Annotated in this window: 13 protein-coding genes; 9 read left to right on the plus strand and 4 right to left on the minus strand. The window is 76.9% G+C overall.

The window, feature by feature from the left end; translation table 11 throughout:
- Window positions 1-60: 60 nt before the first annotated feature.
- Window positions 61-1,605 carry an IucA/IucC family protein gene (locus SLAV_RS04115; protein ID WP_030228803.1) on the minus strand — a complete coding sequence of 515 codons (1,545 nt, stop codon included), beginning with the start codon at window positions 1,603-1,605 and terminating at the stop codon, window positions 61-63.
- A gap of 232 nt (window positions 1,606-1,837) precedes the next feature.
- Between SLAV_RS04115 and SLAV_RS04120 the strand changes: the two genes are divergently transcribed.
- The 4 genes from SLAV_RS04120 (at window position 1,838) to SLAV_RS43055 (ending at window position 7,522) form a co-directional block, all read left to right on the plus strand.
- Window positions 1,838-3,304 (plus strand): IucA/IucC family protein, encoded by a 1,467-nt coding sequence (locus SLAV_RS04120; RefSeq protein WP_051840664.1) that lies wholly within the window; start codon window positions 1,838-1,840, stop codon window positions 3,302-3,304.
- A 97-nt stretch (window positions 3,305-3,401) separates the two neighbouring features.
- Window positions 3,402-4,055, plus strand: coding sequence for a class I SAM-dependent methyltransferase (locus SLAV_RS04125; protein ID WP_030228796.1), 654 nt, complete (start codon window positions 3,402-3,404; stop codon window positions 4,053-4,055).
- Between the two features lie 418 nt (window positions 4,056-4,473).
- On the plus strand, window positions 4,474-6,000 hold the full coding sequence (locus SLAV_RS04130; protein WP_051840662.1) for an FAD-binding oxidoreductase: 1,527 nt from the start codon (window positions 4,474-4,476) through the stop codon (window positions 5,998-6,000).
- A 97-nt stretch (window positions 6,001-6,097) separates the two neighbouring features.
- Entirely contained in the window at window positions 6,098-7,522 is a 1,425-nt protein-coding gene (locus tag SLAV_RS43055) for a hypothetical protein (protein ID WP_167456774.1), read from the plus strand.
- On the opposite strand, the gene SLAV_RS04140 is transcribed toward SLAV_RS43055, so the two are convergent.
- Window positions 7,476-7,871 carry a hypothetical protein gene (locus tag SLAV_RS04140; RefSeq protein ID WP_051840857.1) on the minus strand — a complete coding sequence of 132 codons (396 nt, stop codon included), beginning with the start codon at window positions 7,869-7,871 and terminating at the stop codon, window positions 7,476-7,478. The genes SLAV_RS43055 and SLAV_RS04140 overlap by 47 nt on opposite strands.
- Window positions 7,872-7,975: 104 nt before the next feature.
- On the opposite strand from SLAV_RS04140, the gene SLAV_RS04145 reads away from it, so the two are divergent.
- From SLAV_RS04145 to SLAV_RS04160, 4 genes are all read left to right on the plus strand, one after another.
- On the plus strand, window positions 7,976-9,331 hold the full coding sequence (locus SLAV_RS04145; protein WP_078950309.1) for a sensor histidine kinase: 1,356 nt from the start codon (window positions 7,976-7,978) through the stop codon (window positions 9,329-9,331).
- Window positions 9,328-10,008: a response regulator gene (locus tag SLAV_RS04150; protein ID WP_030229830.1), complete on the plus strand. Its 681-nt coding sequence runs from the start codon at window positions 9,328-9,330 to the stop codon at window positions 10,006-10,008. Before SLAV_RS04145 ends, SLAV_RS04150 begins: the two co-directional genes overlap by 4 nt.
- Window positions 10,009-10,186: 178 nt before the next feature.
- Entirely contained in the window at window positions 10,187-11,230 is a 1,044-nt protein-coding gene (locus SLAV_RS04155) for an alpha/beta hydrolase (protein WP_030229829.1), read from the plus strand.
- A complete protein-coding gene (locus SLAV_RS04160; RefSeq protein ID WP_030229828.1) occupies window positions 11,227-12,489 on the plus strand; it encodes an acyltransferase family protein in 1,263 nt (420 codons plus the stop codon). Before SLAV_RS04155 ends, SLAV_RS04160 begins: the two co-directional genes overlap by 4 nt.
- A 102-nt stretch (window positions 12,490-12,591) precedes the next feature.
- Here the strand turns inward: SLAV_RS04160 and SLAV_RS04165 are convergent, their stop codons facing one another.
- Window positions 12,592-13,014: a DUF350 domain-containing protein gene (locus tag SLAV_RS04165; protein ID WP_030229827.1), complete on the minus strand. Its 423-nt coding sequence runs from the start codon at window positions 13,012-13,014 to the stop codon at window positions 12,592-12,594.
- A 107-nt stretch (window positions 13,015-13,121) separates the two neighbouring features.
- Here SLAV_RS04165 and SLAV_RS42195 point away from each other — a divergent pair, with 107 nt between their 5' ends.
- Complete coding sequence (locus tag SLAV_RS42195; protein ID WP_234333575.1) at window positions 13,122-15,008, plus strand: GNAT family N-acetyltransferase; 1,887 nt, start codon at window positions 13,122-13,124, stop codon at window positions 15,006-15,008.
- On the opposite strand, the gene SLAV_RS40865 is transcribed toward SLAV_RS42195, so the two are convergent.
- Entirely contained in the window at window positions 14,963-16,981 is a 2,019-nt protein-coding gene (locus SLAV_RS40865) for an AMP-binding protein (RefSeq protein WP_030229825.1), read from the minus strand. The genes SLAV_RS42195 and SLAV_RS40865 overlap by 46 nt on opposite strands.
- Window positions 16,982-17,049: the final 68 nt, after the last annotated feature.

Consider the following 17,049-nt stretch of genomic DNA (forward strand, 5'->3'; position numbering starts at 1 on the left):
TACGGGGTCGCCCCGGCCCGGACCACCTTGGCCAAATCCCACTCCCGGACGCCGCGCCCCCTACCCCCGCAGCGGGTTGGGCAGCGGCAGGTAACGGGCGTCGGCGCCGTCCGCACGCGTCCACCGCAGCAGCAGGTTCGTCTTGGCCGGGAGCGCGGGGGCCGTCAGGAGGTCCGCGATCTCCGGGAGGCCGTGCGCGGCGTCGAAGCGCCGCAGTTCCTCGGCGACGGCCGGCCACAGCTCCGCGGCCCGCTCCGGCCGGTGCCCGGCCAGCGTCGCCGCCACCTCCGCCAGGTGGTTGACGACCAGGCAGTACACGAGCCGCTCCCAGGCGGCCGCACGCGGAATGTCCCCGGGGAGTTTCACCCCCTCCGCGTCGCGGAAGAGGGCCTGTACCGGCAGGCCGTCGGCGCCGACCGCGACGAGGCAGTTCTGCAGGTGGGCCTCCAGCACGATCCCGTGTCGGGCGAACAGGTACAGCACCGGAGGCACTACGTGACGCAGGTACGCCCGCCACCAGGCCACGGGGTCGGCCGCCGCCGCGAGCGGGCTTCCGGGGAAGTCCTCGGCGAGCGCGGCGGCCAGCAGCGGGGTCGCCCCCTCGGCCACCCGCGTCCGCAGCCCGTCGCGCACCAGCACGGCGAGCTCCTCGAAGGCGAAGGCCGCGGTACGGTACCCGCGGTCGGCGAGCCAGACCGCGCCGGATCCCGTACGCCCGCGCAGATCGGCGAACCCTGCCTCGACGGCGGCATCGGTGCGGCGCAGTTTCAGCAGGTCGTGGCGCCACAGCCGGCGCACGTCGTTCGTGATCCGCACGTCGAGGCTGAACTTCGCGAACAGGTCGGTGTCCGCACCGGGGGCGTGCACGGTACGGATCGAGGCGGTCGGCCACACCGGCAGCCGGGTCGGGCCGAGCCGCAGCAGCCGCCCGTCGGCGAAGGCCTCGCGCAACCCCGGCCGTCCGGCGAGCAGTTCGAGCTGCCAGGGGTGGGCGGGCAGGGACCGGTACCCCGCGGGCGGGCGCGGGCCGTCGAGGATCCCGGCCAGCGCGTCGACCGCGTCGGCGGCGGCCCGGCCGCCCTCCTCGGCCACCTGGTCCTCGCGCAGGCCCAGCATGACGAGCGGGAAGCGGGCGTGGGCCTCCGGCGCGTAGGGGAGCCAGCTCGCCGCGGGCGCGCCGCCGCGCGCCTTGGGCGCGGGGTGGTACGGATGCCCCATGACCAGGGCCTGCTCGGACCGCAGGTACGGATCCTCCGGGGCCTCGGCGGCGGCCCGCGCGGTCAGCAGCGCGGCGACGGCGTCCCGGCTGTCGGCGATCTCGGAGGGCAGCTCGTCGTTGGAGACGCCGGTGTACTGGCGCAGCTCGTCGGAGGTGAGTTTGACGAGTTCGGTGTGGCTGAGCCGATGCCAGCCGTCCGCCGTGCGCAGGGCGGGGTCGGAGGGCCGGCGTCCGCCGCTCACCCTCAGGAGCCGGCCGCTTCCGCGCAGCCGGTGGACGCCCGCGCCCTCGGCGTCGGCCACCTCCCGCAGCAGGCAGTTCAGGAGCGGGGCGGCCGCGCAGGCGTCGGCGGCGGTGTTGAGGTCCACTGGTTCCATTCGGTCCATCCGGTGTGCCGGGGTTCCGCGGAAGGGAACCGTCGGCCGTGATCTTCAGTATCCGTGATGATGAAGTGATCAACCGGCGAAGCGAAGCGATACGAAGCGATACGAAAGGACCGGAGCCCTGCACCGCAGCACGCACGTCCCCGACCCCGACCGCACCACCGCCGCCCCGGCCGCGGCCGGCGCCCCGGCGAGCGCGGCCGCCGGCGGCGCCGAGGAGGCAGTCCGCACCGCGCTGGCCGGCGTACGGCCCTCGCTCTCGGCGGCGTACGAGACCTCCCTGGACGGCGCCCGGTCGGCCGTGCTCACCCGGCTGTGGCGGGCGCTGGCCTTCGAGCCGCTGCCGTGGGTGGCGCGCCGGGAGCGGCGGCCGGACTCGCTCACGCTGCTGCTGGCCGGGGGCGGGCGGCTGGAGGGCCCGCCGGCGGACCCGTACGCCACCGGCGACCTCGTCACCGGGCTGCGGCTCGACGGGCGGACCCACCGGCGGGCCGCGGGGCTGGTGGAGGCGCTCGGAGTGCCCCACGGGGCCGCCTTCGCCGCCGAGCTGGACGACAGCACCGCCTCCCTCGCCCTGTCCCGGGCCGGACGGCGGCCCGGCCCGGGCGAGGAGCCGCGCACCGGCTGGGAGTGGGAGCAGACGGTGGTCGACGGACATCCGTACCACCCCGGCTGCCGCTCCCGCCCGGGGTTCTCGGTGGCCGAACAGCTGGCGTACGCGCCGGAACACCGGCCGCTGGTCGAGCTCGGGCTGGTCCCCGTACCGGCCCGGGAGTGCCTGGTCACCGGGGACTGGCCGGAGCACCTGCGCGACGGGGACCGGATCCTGGTGCCGGTGCACCCGTGGCAGGCGGAGCACGTCCTGAAGGGCGAGGAGGTCCGGGAGGGCGCCCTCGCGGCACATCCGCTGATGGCGCTGCGCACGCTGGCCCCGGCGGCGGGCGGCCCGCACGTGAAGACGGCCCTGAGCACCCGGCTGACCTCCTCCGTCCGGGACATCTCGGAGTACTCCGTCGAGACGGCGGCCGTGGTGTCCGCGTTCGCGCATGCCCTGACGGAGCGGCTCGACGGGCGCCTGCACATCACCCGGACCCTCGGCGCGGCCACCGCGCACAGCCCGGACCTGGCCGCGGTGCTCCGCGAGGCCCCGGAGGCGTACGCGGGGCCCGGCGAGCGGGTGGTGCCGGTGGCGGCGCTGGCCGGCACGGAGCCGGCCCGCTCCGCCGCCTGGCAGGCCGCGTTCGCCCGCCTCGCGGTGTCGGTGTGCCTGGAGGTGCTCGACCTCGGGGTGGCGCTGGAGGCCCACGGCCAGAACCTGCTGCTGGTCATGGGCCCCGACGGGGAGCCGCGGCGGCTCGTCTACCGCGACCTCGCCGACATCCGGATCAGCCCGGCCCGGCTGGCCCGGCACGGGCTGGCGGTGCCCCCGCTGTCGGGCCGGCTCGTCACGGACGACGAGACGGTGCTGCGGCGCAAACTGTTCGGCTCCCTGGCGGCCGGGGCCCTCGCCGCCACGGCGGGCTCGTCGGCCGCTCTCGGCGAGGCCCTGGCCGCGGCCCTGGACGGTCTGGCGCCGACGGCGGACTCGGAGCTGCTGCGGAGCAGGCCGCTGCCCGTGAAGGCGCTGACCCTGATGCGGCTGAGCCCGGGGGTGCCGGGGGACCAGTGGGCCGAGCTCCCGAATCCGCTGGCCGGCGGCTGACGGGCGGTTGACGGGCGGTGGAACAGGTCCGGTCGACGGCCGGTCGGCGGCTTCCTGGGGGTGAGACCCGTCCCCGGGCGGGCTACTGTTCAGGGGCATGACAGAGAGCTCGCGCCTGAGTGCCGTTCGGGCGTCGTACGACGCCGTCGCCGTCGACTACGCCCGGCTGCTGACGGGGGTCCTGGAGGCCGCGCCCCTGGACCGCGCCATGCTGGGCGCCTTCGCCGAGTGCGTACGCGGCGGGGGCGGCGGGGCCGTCGCGGACGTCGGCTGCGGGCCGGGCCGGATCACGGCGTACCTGAACGGTCTCGGCGTACGGGCCTTCGGCGTCGACCTGTCCCCCGCGATGGTGGCGGTGGCCCGGCGCAGCTATCCCGGGCTGCGGTTCGAGGTCGGCCGGATGGCCCCGCTGGACGTCGCGGACGGGGCCCTGGGCGGGGTGGTGGCCTGGCACTCGACCGCGCACACCCCGCCCGGGGAACTCCCCGCCGTCTTCGCGGAGTTCGCCCGGGTCCTGGCTCCGGGCGGGTACGCGCTGCTCGCGTTCGAGGCCGGGGGCGGGCGGCGGCGGCTGGACCACGCCTACGGCCATCCGGTCGACCTCGACGTGTACGCAACCCCGCCCGGCCTGGCCGCCGACCGGCTGGCGGAGGCGGGACTGGCGGAGGTGGCCCGCCTGGTGCGCGAACCGGACCCGGACGAAACCGGCCCCCGCGGCTTCCTCCTGACCCGCAAACCCCCGTCCGCCTGACCCCGCGGGGCACGGCCGGACCCCCGATCCGGCCCACCCGGCACGTCGGCGCCCCGCCCCCGCCGGGCGACCGGACCTACCCCTCCTGCACCTCGGCGCCGACCGCACCGAACCGGCGGCACCCCTCCGGGGCCGGGCCGGAGCGCCGCCGGGTACCTGGCCCAACCTGCCCGGGCCGGGGTTCGGGCCGCCGGGCCGGGGGCCCGGAGCGGAAGTCGGGCACAGGTGGGGGAACCCCGGGGTCCGCTGCCACGGAGCGGGGTCCGTGGGTCCGGGGCGCTGTGGTTCCTCGTCACGCACCCCCGGCAGGGGAGCGGCTCCGGGACGGGCGCTCGAAACGTAATCTGTTCGGCTGACAACACGATTCCGGCGGGCCCGCCTTCGCCCCGATCGGGCCGGGCAGTGGCAGGAAGGAGGAATGAGCCTCCCACGCCGCCGGGTCCTCGCGGGCACCGCCGCCGCCGTCCTCGCCTCCGTGGGCGCGGCCGCCCGGTCCCCGCGGGCCGCCCCCGACTTCGGGGCGCTCGCCCGCGCGCTGGACGGGCGGGTGGTGCTGCCCGGCTCCGCGGACTTCGCCGAGGCCCGGCAGCTGTTCCAGCCCCGCTACGACTCCGTCTCCCCCGCGGCCGTGGCCTACCCGGCGCACGCCGGGGACGTGGCCGTGTGCCTGGACTTCGCCCGCCGCTCGGGTGCCCCGGTCGTGCCGCGCGGCGGCGGCCACAGCTACGCGGGCTGGTCCACGGTGGCCGCCGGTCTGGTGGTCGACGTGGGGGCGATGGCCGGGGTGGCGGTCGAGGGGGACGAGGTACGGGTCGGCGCGGGCGCCCGGCTCGCCGGTCTGCACGCGGCCCTCGCCGCGGACGGCCTCGGCGTCCCGGCCGGACTGTGCCCCTCCGTCGGCATCGCGGGGCTCGCCCTCGGCGGTGGCCTGGGCCTTTCCTCGCGCGCCTACGGGGCCACCTGCGACCGGCTTTCCGGCGCCCGGGTGGTCACCCCGGACGGGGTGGTGCGGGAGGTCGGGCCGGGCCGGGACCCCGATCTGTACTGGGCGCTGCGCGGGGGCGGCGGCGGCAACTTCGGGGTGGTCACCGAGTTCCGGCTGCGCACCCATCCGGTCGCCGACGCCACCTTCGCCGAACTGCACTGGGCGGCCGCCGACTCCCCGGCGGTGCTGCGCGGCTGGCAGCGCTGGCTGGAGGGGCTGCCGGACCCGTTCTGGAGCCAGGTGGAGTTCACGGTGGAGGCGGGCGGCGGGGGCGCCGTGGTGCCCGCCGTCCGCGTCGTGTGCCTCGACGGGCGCGGGGAGCTGGAGCGGCAACTGACGCGGCTCACCGACCTGGTGGGGCCGGAGCCGAGGGACAGCTGGACCGTCGTACGGAGCTACGCGGACACCGTGCGGGCCATGGCGGGCTGCGCGGACCCGGCCCCCGACCGGTGCCGGCTCCCGGGCCGGCTGCCCGGCCGGGACCCGCAGGGGCGGCTGGGCCGGGACTCGTACGCCGCCCGCTCCGACTTCTGGGGGCCGTCAGGGCTCGCGGAGCCGGCGGTCTCGGCGGTGCTGGCGGCCGTCCGGCGGTACGCGGAGCGGGCGCCGCGCGGCGGGCTCGGGGTCGTCCAGTTCGACGGGGTGTGCGGCGGGGCCCTGAACCGGGTCGCCGCCGCCGACACCGCCTTCGTCCACCGCGGCAACGCCTTCCTGGCCCAGTACCTCGTCTACTGGCCGCAGTCCGCGCCGGCCGCCGAGGTGGCCCGCCACCAGGCCTGGCTGGACGGGCTCTGGCAGGACCTGCGCCCGTGGGCGGGCGGGGCCGCGTACCAGAACTACGCCGACCCGAAGCTCGCCGGCTGGCGCGGCGCCTACTACGGCTCCAACCTCCCCCGGCTGGAGGCGGTCCGGCGGGCCTACGACCCGGACCGGCTGTTCCGTTTTCCGCAGGCCGTCTAGCGCGGCGGCGTGCCGGGCGCCGTCACCCGGTGAACCCTTCCGGTCACGGTGCCAGTCCATCCGGGCCGTCCCGGCCCGCACCCCTCAGGAGCGAGACATGCGACGTACGTTGACGCTGGCGGCGGCCACGGCCGCGGCCGCACTGCTGTTGCCCGGCGGGCCACTGCCCGTCGTGGCGACGGGCAGCGCCCGGGCGACCCCGAGCCTCTGGACCGCGCGCGAGGCCGCCGCCTTCTGGACGCCGGAACGGATGGCCGCGGCCCTGCCGGTTCCGGACCCCGTCCCCGTACCCGTTCCCGACGGCGTCCCGGCGCCGGTCCCCGATACCGCGGCGGACGCGCCCACGACGGGCGCCGCCGCGTCCGACGGCGCCGCGACGGGCACCCCCGCCGCGGCCGCTCCCCCGCCGGGCGCCCCCACGGCGAACGGTCCGGCGGCCGACGGCCGGCCGACCCCGGCGGCCCCGACCCCGGCCCCGGCGGCGGTCGGCACCCCGGCCGCCGGTGCCGCCGCCGGCACCGGCCCCGCTCAGGGCGTCGCAGCCCCGCCGGCCCCCTCGGCGGCGCCCGGCTCCCCCGCGGCCCCCGCATCCCCGGCGACTCCGGTGACCCCGGTGGCCTCCCCCACCACCCCCGGCGACGCGGCGGCCGCCCCCGTGGCCCCCAGTGCCCCGGTACCGCCGGCGACGCCGACCGTGACGCCGGCGCCCGCGGGCACGCCCGGCCCCGCCGCCGATCCGCTCCCCTCCCCCACCGCCCCCACCCGGGCACCGGCCGGGCCCGTCGTCGCGCCCGCCACGGCCGGGGTCGGCCAGGACTTCGACGGGGTCCCGGCCGTCGGCCGGATGTACGTCATGAAGGGCGCCGGGGCCTACTTCTGCACCGCCAGCGTGGTCTCGTCCCCGGGCCGCAACCTGGTGCTGAGCGCGGGGCACTGCCTGCTCGGGTCGGACACCCGCCAGGTGGCCTTCGTACCGCACTACACGCGCGCGAAGCCCCGCCCGTACGGCTTGTTCCCGGTCCTGCGCGACTCCGCGGGTCGCTCCAAGGTGTGGATCGACCAGCGCTACAAGACCCAGGGGGCGGAGAAGGCGGCCACCCTGGACGTGGCGTTCGCCGCCGTCGGCCCGAACGCCGCCGGCAGCGAGCTGGAGAACGCCGTCGGCGGCAACCGCCTCCTCACCGGATCCACGTTCACCCACGCGAAGGTGACCCTGATCGGCCATCCCGCGTCGGCGGCCCGCCCCCGCGTGTGCGTCAACCGCACGACCAAGTTCACCAGCACCGACCCGAAGAGCCCGGGTTCGTTCCTGCGGATCGACTGCACCGGCTTCCCCGGCGGGACCAGCGGCGGCCCCTTCATCACCCGCTTCGACGACCGCACCCGGACCGGCGACGTGGTCGGGGTGATCGGCGGCTGGAAGACGGGCGGGCCGACCGCCGACACCTCGTACAGCCCCTACTTCGGCGCCGAGATCAGGAAGCTGTACCAGGCGGCGGTCGCCGGGGCGAAGGGGGCGTGAGCACCCGCACCCAACGGGTGCGGCGCGGGTTGCCGACCGTGCGCGGGACCACCGGGAGCCCCTCGGCACCCAGCAGGTCGGCCGGGGCCAGCGCGAGCTGGCGGCGCAGGTCGGCGAGGGCCGCGTGCACGGGCGCCAGGATGACCTCGGCACGCGGGTGGATGTGCGCGAGGGCGTGCGCGGTGGTCTCGATGGTCTCGGCGGCGTCCTCGGCGGCGGTCCGGCTCCACCCGCCGGGCTCGCCGCCGCTCCAGGGCACGACTGCGTCGTAGAGGTGGCAGGCGGCATCGGCCGCGGCGTCGGCCCGTTCACCGACGCCCGGCGCCGCGATGGTCGGCAACAGCTCCATGCCCGGTCAACGAGCGGAACCCGCCGGGGGAACGAACCCGGCGGCCACCGGATCCGCCGGGGCCGCGGCATGCGCGCCCGCCCTGCGCATAGGCTGTCCGGATCATGAGCCTCAAAGCCCGCATCCCGGCCCGTGTCCGCAACCGCAAGGCGCGCGAGCGCCGGGAGGGGCGGGGGACGGACCCGCTGGACCGGTTCGCGGTCGTGCTGCGGACGCCCGCCCGCCCCGGCGAGGCGCTGTTCGCGCGGGCCCCCAGGCGGTGGCAGCGGATGCTGCCCTTCACGGTCGTCGGCATCTTCGTGATCACGCTGCTGCCGGTGACCATCGCCGTGCTGACCAACGACTACGGGGCGAACGGCGGCTGGGCGGGGGCGCTGGGCGTGGCGCAGACCGTTCCGCTGCTGCTGGCGGTCACCCGGCCGATGTCCGCCTGGGGCATGGTGCTGTGCGCCGACGTCGCCGGGGCCGTCCTGCTGATGGGCGCGGACGGGGTGGGCGGACAGACCTGGCCGTGGCCTCCGATGGTGATCGTCGGCTACCAGGTGCTGATGGTGTGCCTGGGGCTGCGCGAGTCCGTCCGGACGCTGGTCCAGGTGTGGCTGGCCACCGGCGCGGCCGGGGTGGTGCTCGGCTTCTCCGAGCCCTCCGGGGTGACGAACACCGTGGCGCTGCAGTTCGTGCTCAGCGGGGCCGTGCTGGCGCTGACGGGTGCGCTGCGGCAGCTGGGGGACGCCCGGCAGCGGATCGCGGAGCAGGAGAACATCAGCGAGGTGGAGCGGGCCCGGCGCACCCTGCTGGAGGAGCGGGCGCGGATCGCCCGGGAGTTGCACGACGTGGTGGCCCACCACATGTCGGTGATCACCGTGCAGGCCGATTCGGCCCCGTACCGGCTGCCGGGCATGGCGGAGCCGGTGCGGGAGGAGTTCGCGGCGATCGCGGCGGGCGCGCGCGAGTCGCTGGGCGAGATGCGGCGGCTGCTGACGGTGCTGCGCGGCGACGGGACGAACGGCGCGGAGGGCGCGGGCGGCGAGCTCTTCCCGCAGCCGGGGATCGGCCGGATCCAGCAGCTCGTCGAGGCGACGGTACGGGCCGGGCAGCCGGTGGAGCTGTCCCTGGCGTCGGCCGCGGCCGAGGAGGTGCCGCCGGCCGTGGACCTGTCGGCGTACCGGATCGTGCAGGAGGCCCTCGCGAACGTGGTGCGGCACGCCCCGGGGGCGCCGACCCGGGTCTCGGTGACCCGCTCCGCCCCGGGGGGCGACGTGCTCGTGCTGGTGGTCAACGGGCCGGCCCGGGACGCCGTGGTGGAGGTGGAGAGTTCGGGCACCGGGCACGGTCTGGTGGGGATGCGCGAACGCGTACGGTTGACCGGAGGGACCCTGGACACGGGCCCACTGCCCGACGGCGGATTCCGGGTCGCCGCCCGGCTGCCCCTGAACGACGCCGAGAAGGAACCGAGTTGACCATCCGCGTGATCATCGTCGACGACCAGGCCATGGTGCGGGCGGGGTTCGCCGCACTGCTGGCGGCGCAGCCCGACATCGACGTGGTGGGCGAGGCGCCCGACGGCCGCGAGGGGGTGCGGGTGTCGCGCACGGTCCACCCCGACGTGGTGCTGATGGACGTACGGATGCCCGAGCTGGACGGGCTCTCCGCGGCCCGGGAGCTGCTCGATCCGCCGCCGGGGGTGGTGCACCGGCCGAAGGTGCTGATGCTGACCACGTTCGACATCGACGACTACGTGTACGAGGCGCTGCGCGCGGGCGCGTCGGGGTTCCTGCTCAAGGACGCCCCGCCGGCCGATCTGATCGCGGCGGTCCGGGTGGTCGCCTCCGGTGAGGCGCTGCTGGCACCCTCGGTGACCCGTCGGCTGATCGCGGACTTCGTGCGGCAGCGGCCGGCGCCGCGCAAGGATCCCGCGCTGCGGCTGAACGGGCTGACCCCACGGGAGACGGAGGTGCTGGAGCTGATCGCGCGCGGCCTGTCGAACCAGGAGATCGCCGCGCACCTGGTGCTGGCGGAGCAGACGGTCAAGACCCACATCGGCCGGGTCCTGGGCAAGCTGGACCTGCGCGACCGGGCCCAGGCGGTGATCTTCGCGTACGAGGCGGGCCTGGTCCGCCCGGGCGACACGGGCTGATCCCGCGGCCCCACCGTCCCGCGGCCCCACCGTCCGGGGCCGGTCTCCTCCACCCCCTACCGGGGTATGACATGCCGGTTGGCTCCCCGGTCCGACGTGCCGTCGGGTACCTCCTTCCTACCTTCCTCCTCGTCACGGGGCTCGTCACGTGGCTCGTCACGAGGAAGGGAGAAGGGGCATGCGCCGCTTCGGAAGGACGACGGCCGCGGCCGCGCTGGCGGTGGCCGTCGTGGCGGGGACCGCGGGGTGGGCTTCGGCCGACGGCCAGAGCGCGGTCACCGGGCCGCCTCCGGGCACCGCCGCCTGGCGGGCCGAAGCGGTGGGCGGGCGGCCGTTGCCCGATCCGGCGTCCGCGACGCCGCGGGAGGTGGCCCGCTTCTTCGCCGGGCTGGACGAGACCGGACGCCGCGAACTCCTGCGCTCCCACCCGCTGGTGGTGGGCAATCTGGACGGCGCTCCGCTCTCCCTGCGCTACGAGGCCAACCGGCTCGCCGTCCTCGCCACCGGTGAGGCCCGCTACGCCTCGCTGGCCTCTCCGGGCCGCCGGATCCTGGCCTTCGACCCGCGCGGCCGCGGGCAGGTCGCCGAGGTGTTCGGGGACCTGGAGCGCGCCGGGCACGTGGCGGTGGTCGTGCCGGGTTCGGACAACGACGCCACTTCCCACGACGCACCGCGCGCGGCCGCCACCGGCCCGGCCGGGATGGCCCGGGCGCTGCGGACGGCGGCGGGCGGGGACACCGCGGTCATCGCGTGGACGGGCTACACGACGCCGGTCGGGGTCGGACTCGACGCGGCGGAGGGCCGGCTCGCGGAGGCCGGCGCGGTGCGGCTGGCCCGGTTCACGGCCGGGCTCGACGCGGTCGGGGCGCCCGACCCGGCGCTGTTCTGCCACAGTTACGGCTCGGTGGTGTGCGGGCTCGCGGCCCGGCACACGGACGCCGCCGACATCGTGGTGTTCGGATCTCCGGGGATGCGCGCGGACGACGCCGCCGGACTGGGGACGGGTGCCCGCGTCTGGGCGGCCCGGGGGCCGTCGGACTGGATCGCCAACGTGCCCAACGTGGAGTTCGCGGGGCTCGGGCACGGCACCGACCCCACCTCCCCCGCCTTCGGTGCCCGCCGGGTGCCCGCCGGTGACGTGAAGGGCCACACCGGCTACTTCGCCCCGGGAACCCGGTCGCTGGCGGCCTTCGCCGCGATCGCGAAGGGAGAGGTCCGATGAGCGGGACGGGTACGCCGCGCACGCGGGCCCGGCTCTCGGAGGTCGCCGCGCGGATCGACCGCGGGACCCCCGCCCACCGGGACCGGGCGGTCGACGGTCTGCGCGCCCTGGCCCTGCTGGCCGTGCCGACGGGGCACTGGCTGCTCGGCGGGTTCACCCTCGGCCCGGAGGGCGGGCTGCACAACGCCAGTCCGCTGTCCGCCTTCGGCGCCCTGGCCCCGGCGAGCTGGGTGCTGCAGATGCTGGGCATCTTCTTCCTGGTCGGCGGGTACGCCTCGGTCCTGTCCTTCCACCGCCGCACCGGCTCCACGGGGGCCTGGCTGAAGGGGCGGATGGTCCGGCTGGGGCGGCCGGTGCTCGGTGTGACGGCGGTGTGGGCGCTCGCGGCGCCGGCCCTGTACGCGGCCGGAGTGCCGGAGGCCACCCTGCGCACGGGGGCCACGCTGGTGATCCAGCCGCTGTGGTTCGTCGGGGTGTACGCGGGGGTGACCGCGCTGACCCCGTACTGCGTGCGGGCCGCCCGGCGGCTCGGCGGCTGGGCGGCGGCTCCGCTGCTGGCCTCGGTCGCGGTGGTGGACTTCCTGCGGTACGGGCCGCTGTCCGAGGCGGTGCCGTCCTGGCTGTCCGTGCTGAACGTGCTGCCGGGCTGGATGTTCGCGTACCAGCTCGGCGTCTCCTGGGGCGAGCGGCGGATCGGGCGGCGCGGGGCGTGCCTGCTGCTGGTGGGCGGGGGCGTGCTGTTCGCGGCGCTGCTGACGGTGTTCCACTACCCGGCGTCGATGGTCGGCGTACCGGGTGAGGCGCGGACCAACTCGCACCCGCCGTCGCTGCTGGTGCTGGCGCTGGCCTCGGCCCAGTCGGGTGCGGCGATGCTGCTGCGGGACCGGCTGGCGCGGCTGCTGGCCCGGCCGGCGCTGTGGGCCCCGGTGGTGGTGGTCAACCTGTCGGCGATGACCGTCCTGTGCTGGCACCAGAGCGCCATGCTGGCGGCGGCCGTGCCCGCCTCGTTCGCGGGCGGGGCGGGCGGGGTGGCCGGGCTGACGACGGCGCCCGAGACCCTGGGGTGGATCCTGGCGCGGCTGGCGTGGATGCCGGTGTTCGCGGTGCTGCTGGTGGTCATCGCCCGCTACGCGCGCCGGTTCGAGGCTCCGCCGCAGGCGGGCGCGGGGGCGGGCGGCCGGCGGAGCCCGGTGCTGCGGCGGACCGTGGCGGGGCTGCTGGCGGCCGGGTTCGCGGTGTTCGCGCTGGGCCTGGCCTGACGCAGGCCGGGCGGCGGGGAACCGGCCGCGCACCGGGCCCCGCTGACGACAAGAGCGCCGCTCCCGAGGGGGAGCGGCGCTCTCTTCGTGCCGTACGGGCCGTCAGGCGATGGACGCCGCCACGATCGCGGCGACGGCGAGGTTGCAGCAGGCCGTGACCCAGACGGCCGGGTGCGGCTCCGGGTCGACGACGATGGCGCCGAGCTTGCCCGGGGTCACCAGGTCCAGCACCAGGAAGGCCACGGCCATCAGGACCAGGCCCAGCAGCCCGAAGGCCGCGGTGGACAGCAGTCCCTTGCCGAAGTCGTCGTACGTCGTCCAGATCGAGGTGAAGACGATGCCGCCGATGCCCAGGAGCGCGGAGCTGAGCAGGAGGGCGGCGTTGCGGTTGCGCTCCTCCCATATCTGCTTCGGGAGCTTCCCGGGCGTCAGCACGTCCACCAGGACGATGCCGAGGATCAGCAGGACCAGCCCGAGGGCGCCGTACGCGCTCGTGCGGCCGAGTCCGTTGACGATGTCGCTCATGGAGAAGCCTGTCTGGGCGTGGGTGGGATAGGGATGTGCCGAGCACGTGCCGTGGGGAGGCCGAATCTATCGCACGGCCCCGCCCCGGACCATGGGGAGGTCAGGAAATGGCAAAGGTCAGAGCAGCGCGGCGCGGGGAGGCGGCAGCGCTGACCGCACTGGTCATGCGGTCCAAGGCGTACTGGGGCTACGACGCGGGGTTCCTCGCCTCGTGCGCCCCGGAGCTGGCCGTCCGCGAGGGCGAACTCGCCCTCCGGCGCATCGCGGTGGCCGAAAACGGCCCCGGGAGCCTGCTGGGGGTCGCCTCGCTGGAGGTCCTGGAAGGGGAACCGGGAGGAGCTCCGGAAGGGGAGGTGGCGCGGCTCGGGCTGCTGTTCGTGGAGCCGTCGGCCATCGGCCGGGGCGTCGGGCGGCTGCTGTACCGGGACGTCCTCGGCCGGGCCGCCGCGCTGGGAGTGCGCCGCCTGCTGATCGACTCCGATCCGCACGCGGTGGGCTTCTACCGGGCGATGGGCGCGGTGGCCTCGGCCGGGGCGCCGCCGGGGCTGGTGCGCTTCGAGACGGCTCCGGCGGTCCTCGCCGGCTGGGCGCGGGCCTGGACGGGCGGGACCCCCGCGGTGCACCTGGGCAACGTGGCGGAGTTCAACGCCCAGTTCGCCGATGCCTCGGTGGGCGGGGAGCCGCGGGCCGCGCACGACTACGCCTGCCTCGCCGCGTTCTACAGCCCCTGCCCGGCCGCCCTGGTGCTGCCGCGGGCGGTGCCGCCGGGATGGGTCCGGTTGGTCGGACGGCAGTTGGGCTGGGGGCCCGGGGTGGAGGTCCTCGACGGGCTGGCCGAGCGGGACCCGGGCCTGTCGGAGGCCGTCCTGGCCCGGCCGGAGCTGGCCCGGCGGGTGACGGGGCGCGGGCTGCCCCTCGTACCGTGGGGGCGGACGGAGCCGTACGGGCGGCTCGCCGGGCTGCCGTGGCGGCCGCGGGACCTGCGCTACGAGTCGAAGTCGGCGGCGCACGCCCTGTTCGCCCGGATCCTGGCCGGCGGCGGGCACCCGGGGATCGCGCTCCCCGCGCAGTGGCGGGCCGCGCACCGGTGGGCGGCCGTACGGACGGTGCGGGCGCGGGCCCGGGCGGGGCTGGGCACGGTGCTCAAGTCGGAGCACGGCGTCGGGGGTTCGGGCACCAGGGTGGTGACCCCCGCCCGGATCCGGGCGGCGGGCGGGGCGCGGGCGGCGCTGCGCGGGCTGCCGCGCGGGCCGCTGCTGGTGGAGGAGTACGTGCCGGGCCCGTCGCGCGGGCCCCGGGACCTGACGTACGACGGGTTCGTGGACGGGGAGGGCCGCCCGCACGAGGTCGGGGCGGCGGTGATGGAGGTGGTCGACGGGGCGTACCGGGGCGCGACGGTGGGGCCCGGGGTGGTGCCCGCCGCGCTGGAGGGGCCGCTGCTGGCCTTCGGGGCGGCGGTCGGGCGGGAGCTGGCGGCTTCGGGCTACCGGGGCTGGTTCGACGTGGACTTCGTGGTCGACGCGACGGGGCGGCCGGCGCCGACCGAGACCAACCTGCGGCTCACCGGCCCTTCGGTGGCCTTCATGGTGGCGGCCCGGCTCGACGTGCTGCGGGGCGCGGGGCACCTCGTACGGATCGTGGACCGGGTGGAGCTGGGCGCGCGGCTGCCGGAAGGGCAGGTGGAGCTGCTGTGCGCGGACCTCGTGGAGGCCTGCGCCGGATCGGGGGCGGTGTTCGTGCCGGCCATCGTGACCGGGGCCTTCGATCCGGCGCCGTGGATCGGGGTGCTGCTCGCCGCGCGCGACGGCGGGACGCTGGACGCGGCCGAGGCGCTGGTGCGGGCGGGAGCGCTCGCGGTCGGGTCGGGTTTCGAGGGCTTCTCCGGCGCGGTGGACGGCTCCGACGCGGCGGACCGGGCCCGAGCCCGTCCCGGCCGCCGCCCGGCCGGTCAGTCGTCGAAGTCGAAGGGCGAGCGCGGCCTGCGGAGCAGGTAGCAGGCCACGATCAGGCCCGCGATCATCAGCGGGACGTTGAAGGTGTAGACGAGGGCGGCCTGGCGCGGCCAGTCGTGTTTGGCCGCCAGCCGGTAGAGGTTGTCCTGGGGCCACCAGGCGAGCAGCAGGTAGGACGCCGACAGGTGGGCGGCGGTGGTCAGGGCCCGTCCCCGGCCGTGGCGGAGCATCCTCCTGCGGCCGCCGAACAGGAACAGCACGCCGGCCGCGAAGGCGGCGCTCTCGCACACGTAGAGGACGAAGAAGAGGAACGACCACGGGAGCGGCACCCCCGTGAGGTCGGTGGATCCGGGCCACAGCGCCGAGGTGAGCGCCAGGGTCCCCACGGTCAGCGGCAGGGCGAGGCAGCCCGCGGCGCAGCCGGGAGACAAGGACTCCCCGGCGGAGCCCGTCTTGCCGCTGCGCGCGGGGACCAGCGCGGACCCGGCCACCGCCGGGCGGTCCCGGGCGGGCAGCGGCACGGCCGCCCGGTCCTCCTGGCCGGCCCGGGTACGGGGCAGGGCGCGCAGCCGGACCAGCCGGGTCGGGGTTTCGTCGGGGCCGGTCCCCGGCTTCAGGTGCGCGGTCAGGGTCTCCAGGCCGACCCGGTCCCCGTCGCGGAGCCACAGGGGGTCGCCGGGGGGCGGGGCCACGTAGGCGACGAGCCGTTCGCGGGTCCCCGAGGTCACGCGGGCCACGACTGCGGCGCCGAAGGCGGGGTGGGTGCGGATCCGGGACTCGACGGTGTGCGGGTCGAGGTGGGCGCCCCAGTCCAGGGTGATCCGGTCGCGCAGCCGCCCGCCGAACTCCAGGAGCCCGTCGGAGCGCAGGACGGCGAGGTCACCGGTCGCGACGGGGTCGCCGCCGGGCGGGGTGAGGAGGAGCTCCCCGTCGCGCAGGCCGGCGCGGAAGCCCGGGAAGGGCGTGCCGAGGAGGGCGATCCGTTCGGGGGTGTCCAGCGGGCCGGGCAGCTGCGGGAGTTCGAAGGAGGTCCCGGCGCCGGCGGTCTCGGTCGGGCCGTAGACGTTGAGGACGCGGGCGCCGGGGCGCAACCGGTCCTGGAGGGCCGCCTGTTCGTCGAGGTAGAGCCGGTCCCCCGTGATGGTGAGCAGCCGCACGTCGGCGAAGGCGGGGTCGGGTTCGCGGCGGGGCCGGGGGACGGAGAGCGGGGCGGGCCGGTCGTCGCGGACCATGAGCTCCACGGCGGTCGCCGGGTCGGTGTGCAGGACGCTGACGTGCCGGTCCCGGACGGCGTCGAGGAGGTCGTGGGCCCCGCGGCCGGCGCCCTCGGGCAGGACGAGGGCGCCGCCGGAGCACAGGGGGCGGGTCCAGCCGGCGGCGAAGGCGGTGATGTCGGGGCCGCCGCTGAACAGGTGGCGGTCGCGCGGGGTGAGCCGGGCGGCTTCGGTCCAGCCGTCGTGGGCGGCGAGCAGCAGTTCGTGGCCGACGCGGACCGGACGCGGCCGGGCCGCGCCGGTGAACAGGACGGCCGCGTCGCGGTCCTGGGCGGTGCGGTCGGGCGCGGTGGCGGGCCGCCCGGCGATCCGGCCGGCCTCCTCGTCGACGGCGACGGTCCGCTGCCCCTCGGGCAGGCCGAGGCCGGCCGCCCGGCGGCCGCTGTCGGTGAGCAGGAGGAACGGGGGCAGGGCGGCGAGCATGCCGCGGGCGGTGCGCGGGTCGTCCACGGCGACGAGGGTGTAGGTGGCGCCCGCCTTGAGGGTGGCGAGGAGGCAGACGGGGAGTGCGGGCCGGGCGCCCACGGCGATGGCGACGAGGCCGCCCGCGGGCAGGGCCCCGTCCAGCAGGTGGTGGGCCAACCGGTTTGCCCGGGCGTCGAGTTCGCCGTAGGAGAGTTCCTCGGGGCCGTGGAGGACGGCGGGGGCGTCGGGTGCGTCGCGGGCGAGTTCCTCGAAACGCCGCAGGACGGTGTCCGCGGTGGGTCGGTGCGGGCGGGCGGGCGGTGATGCCTGCGTCATCACCCGATGATGCCACCGACGGGCGACCGGGGGCGAGGGTTGTGAACATCCTTGGAAACCAGTTGAGT

The organism is Streptomyces lavendulae subsp. lavendulae, assembly GCF_002803845.1.
Classification (GTDB): Bacteria; Actinomycetota; Actinomycetes; order Streptomycetales; family Streptomycetaceae; genus Streptomyces; species Streptomyces lavendulae.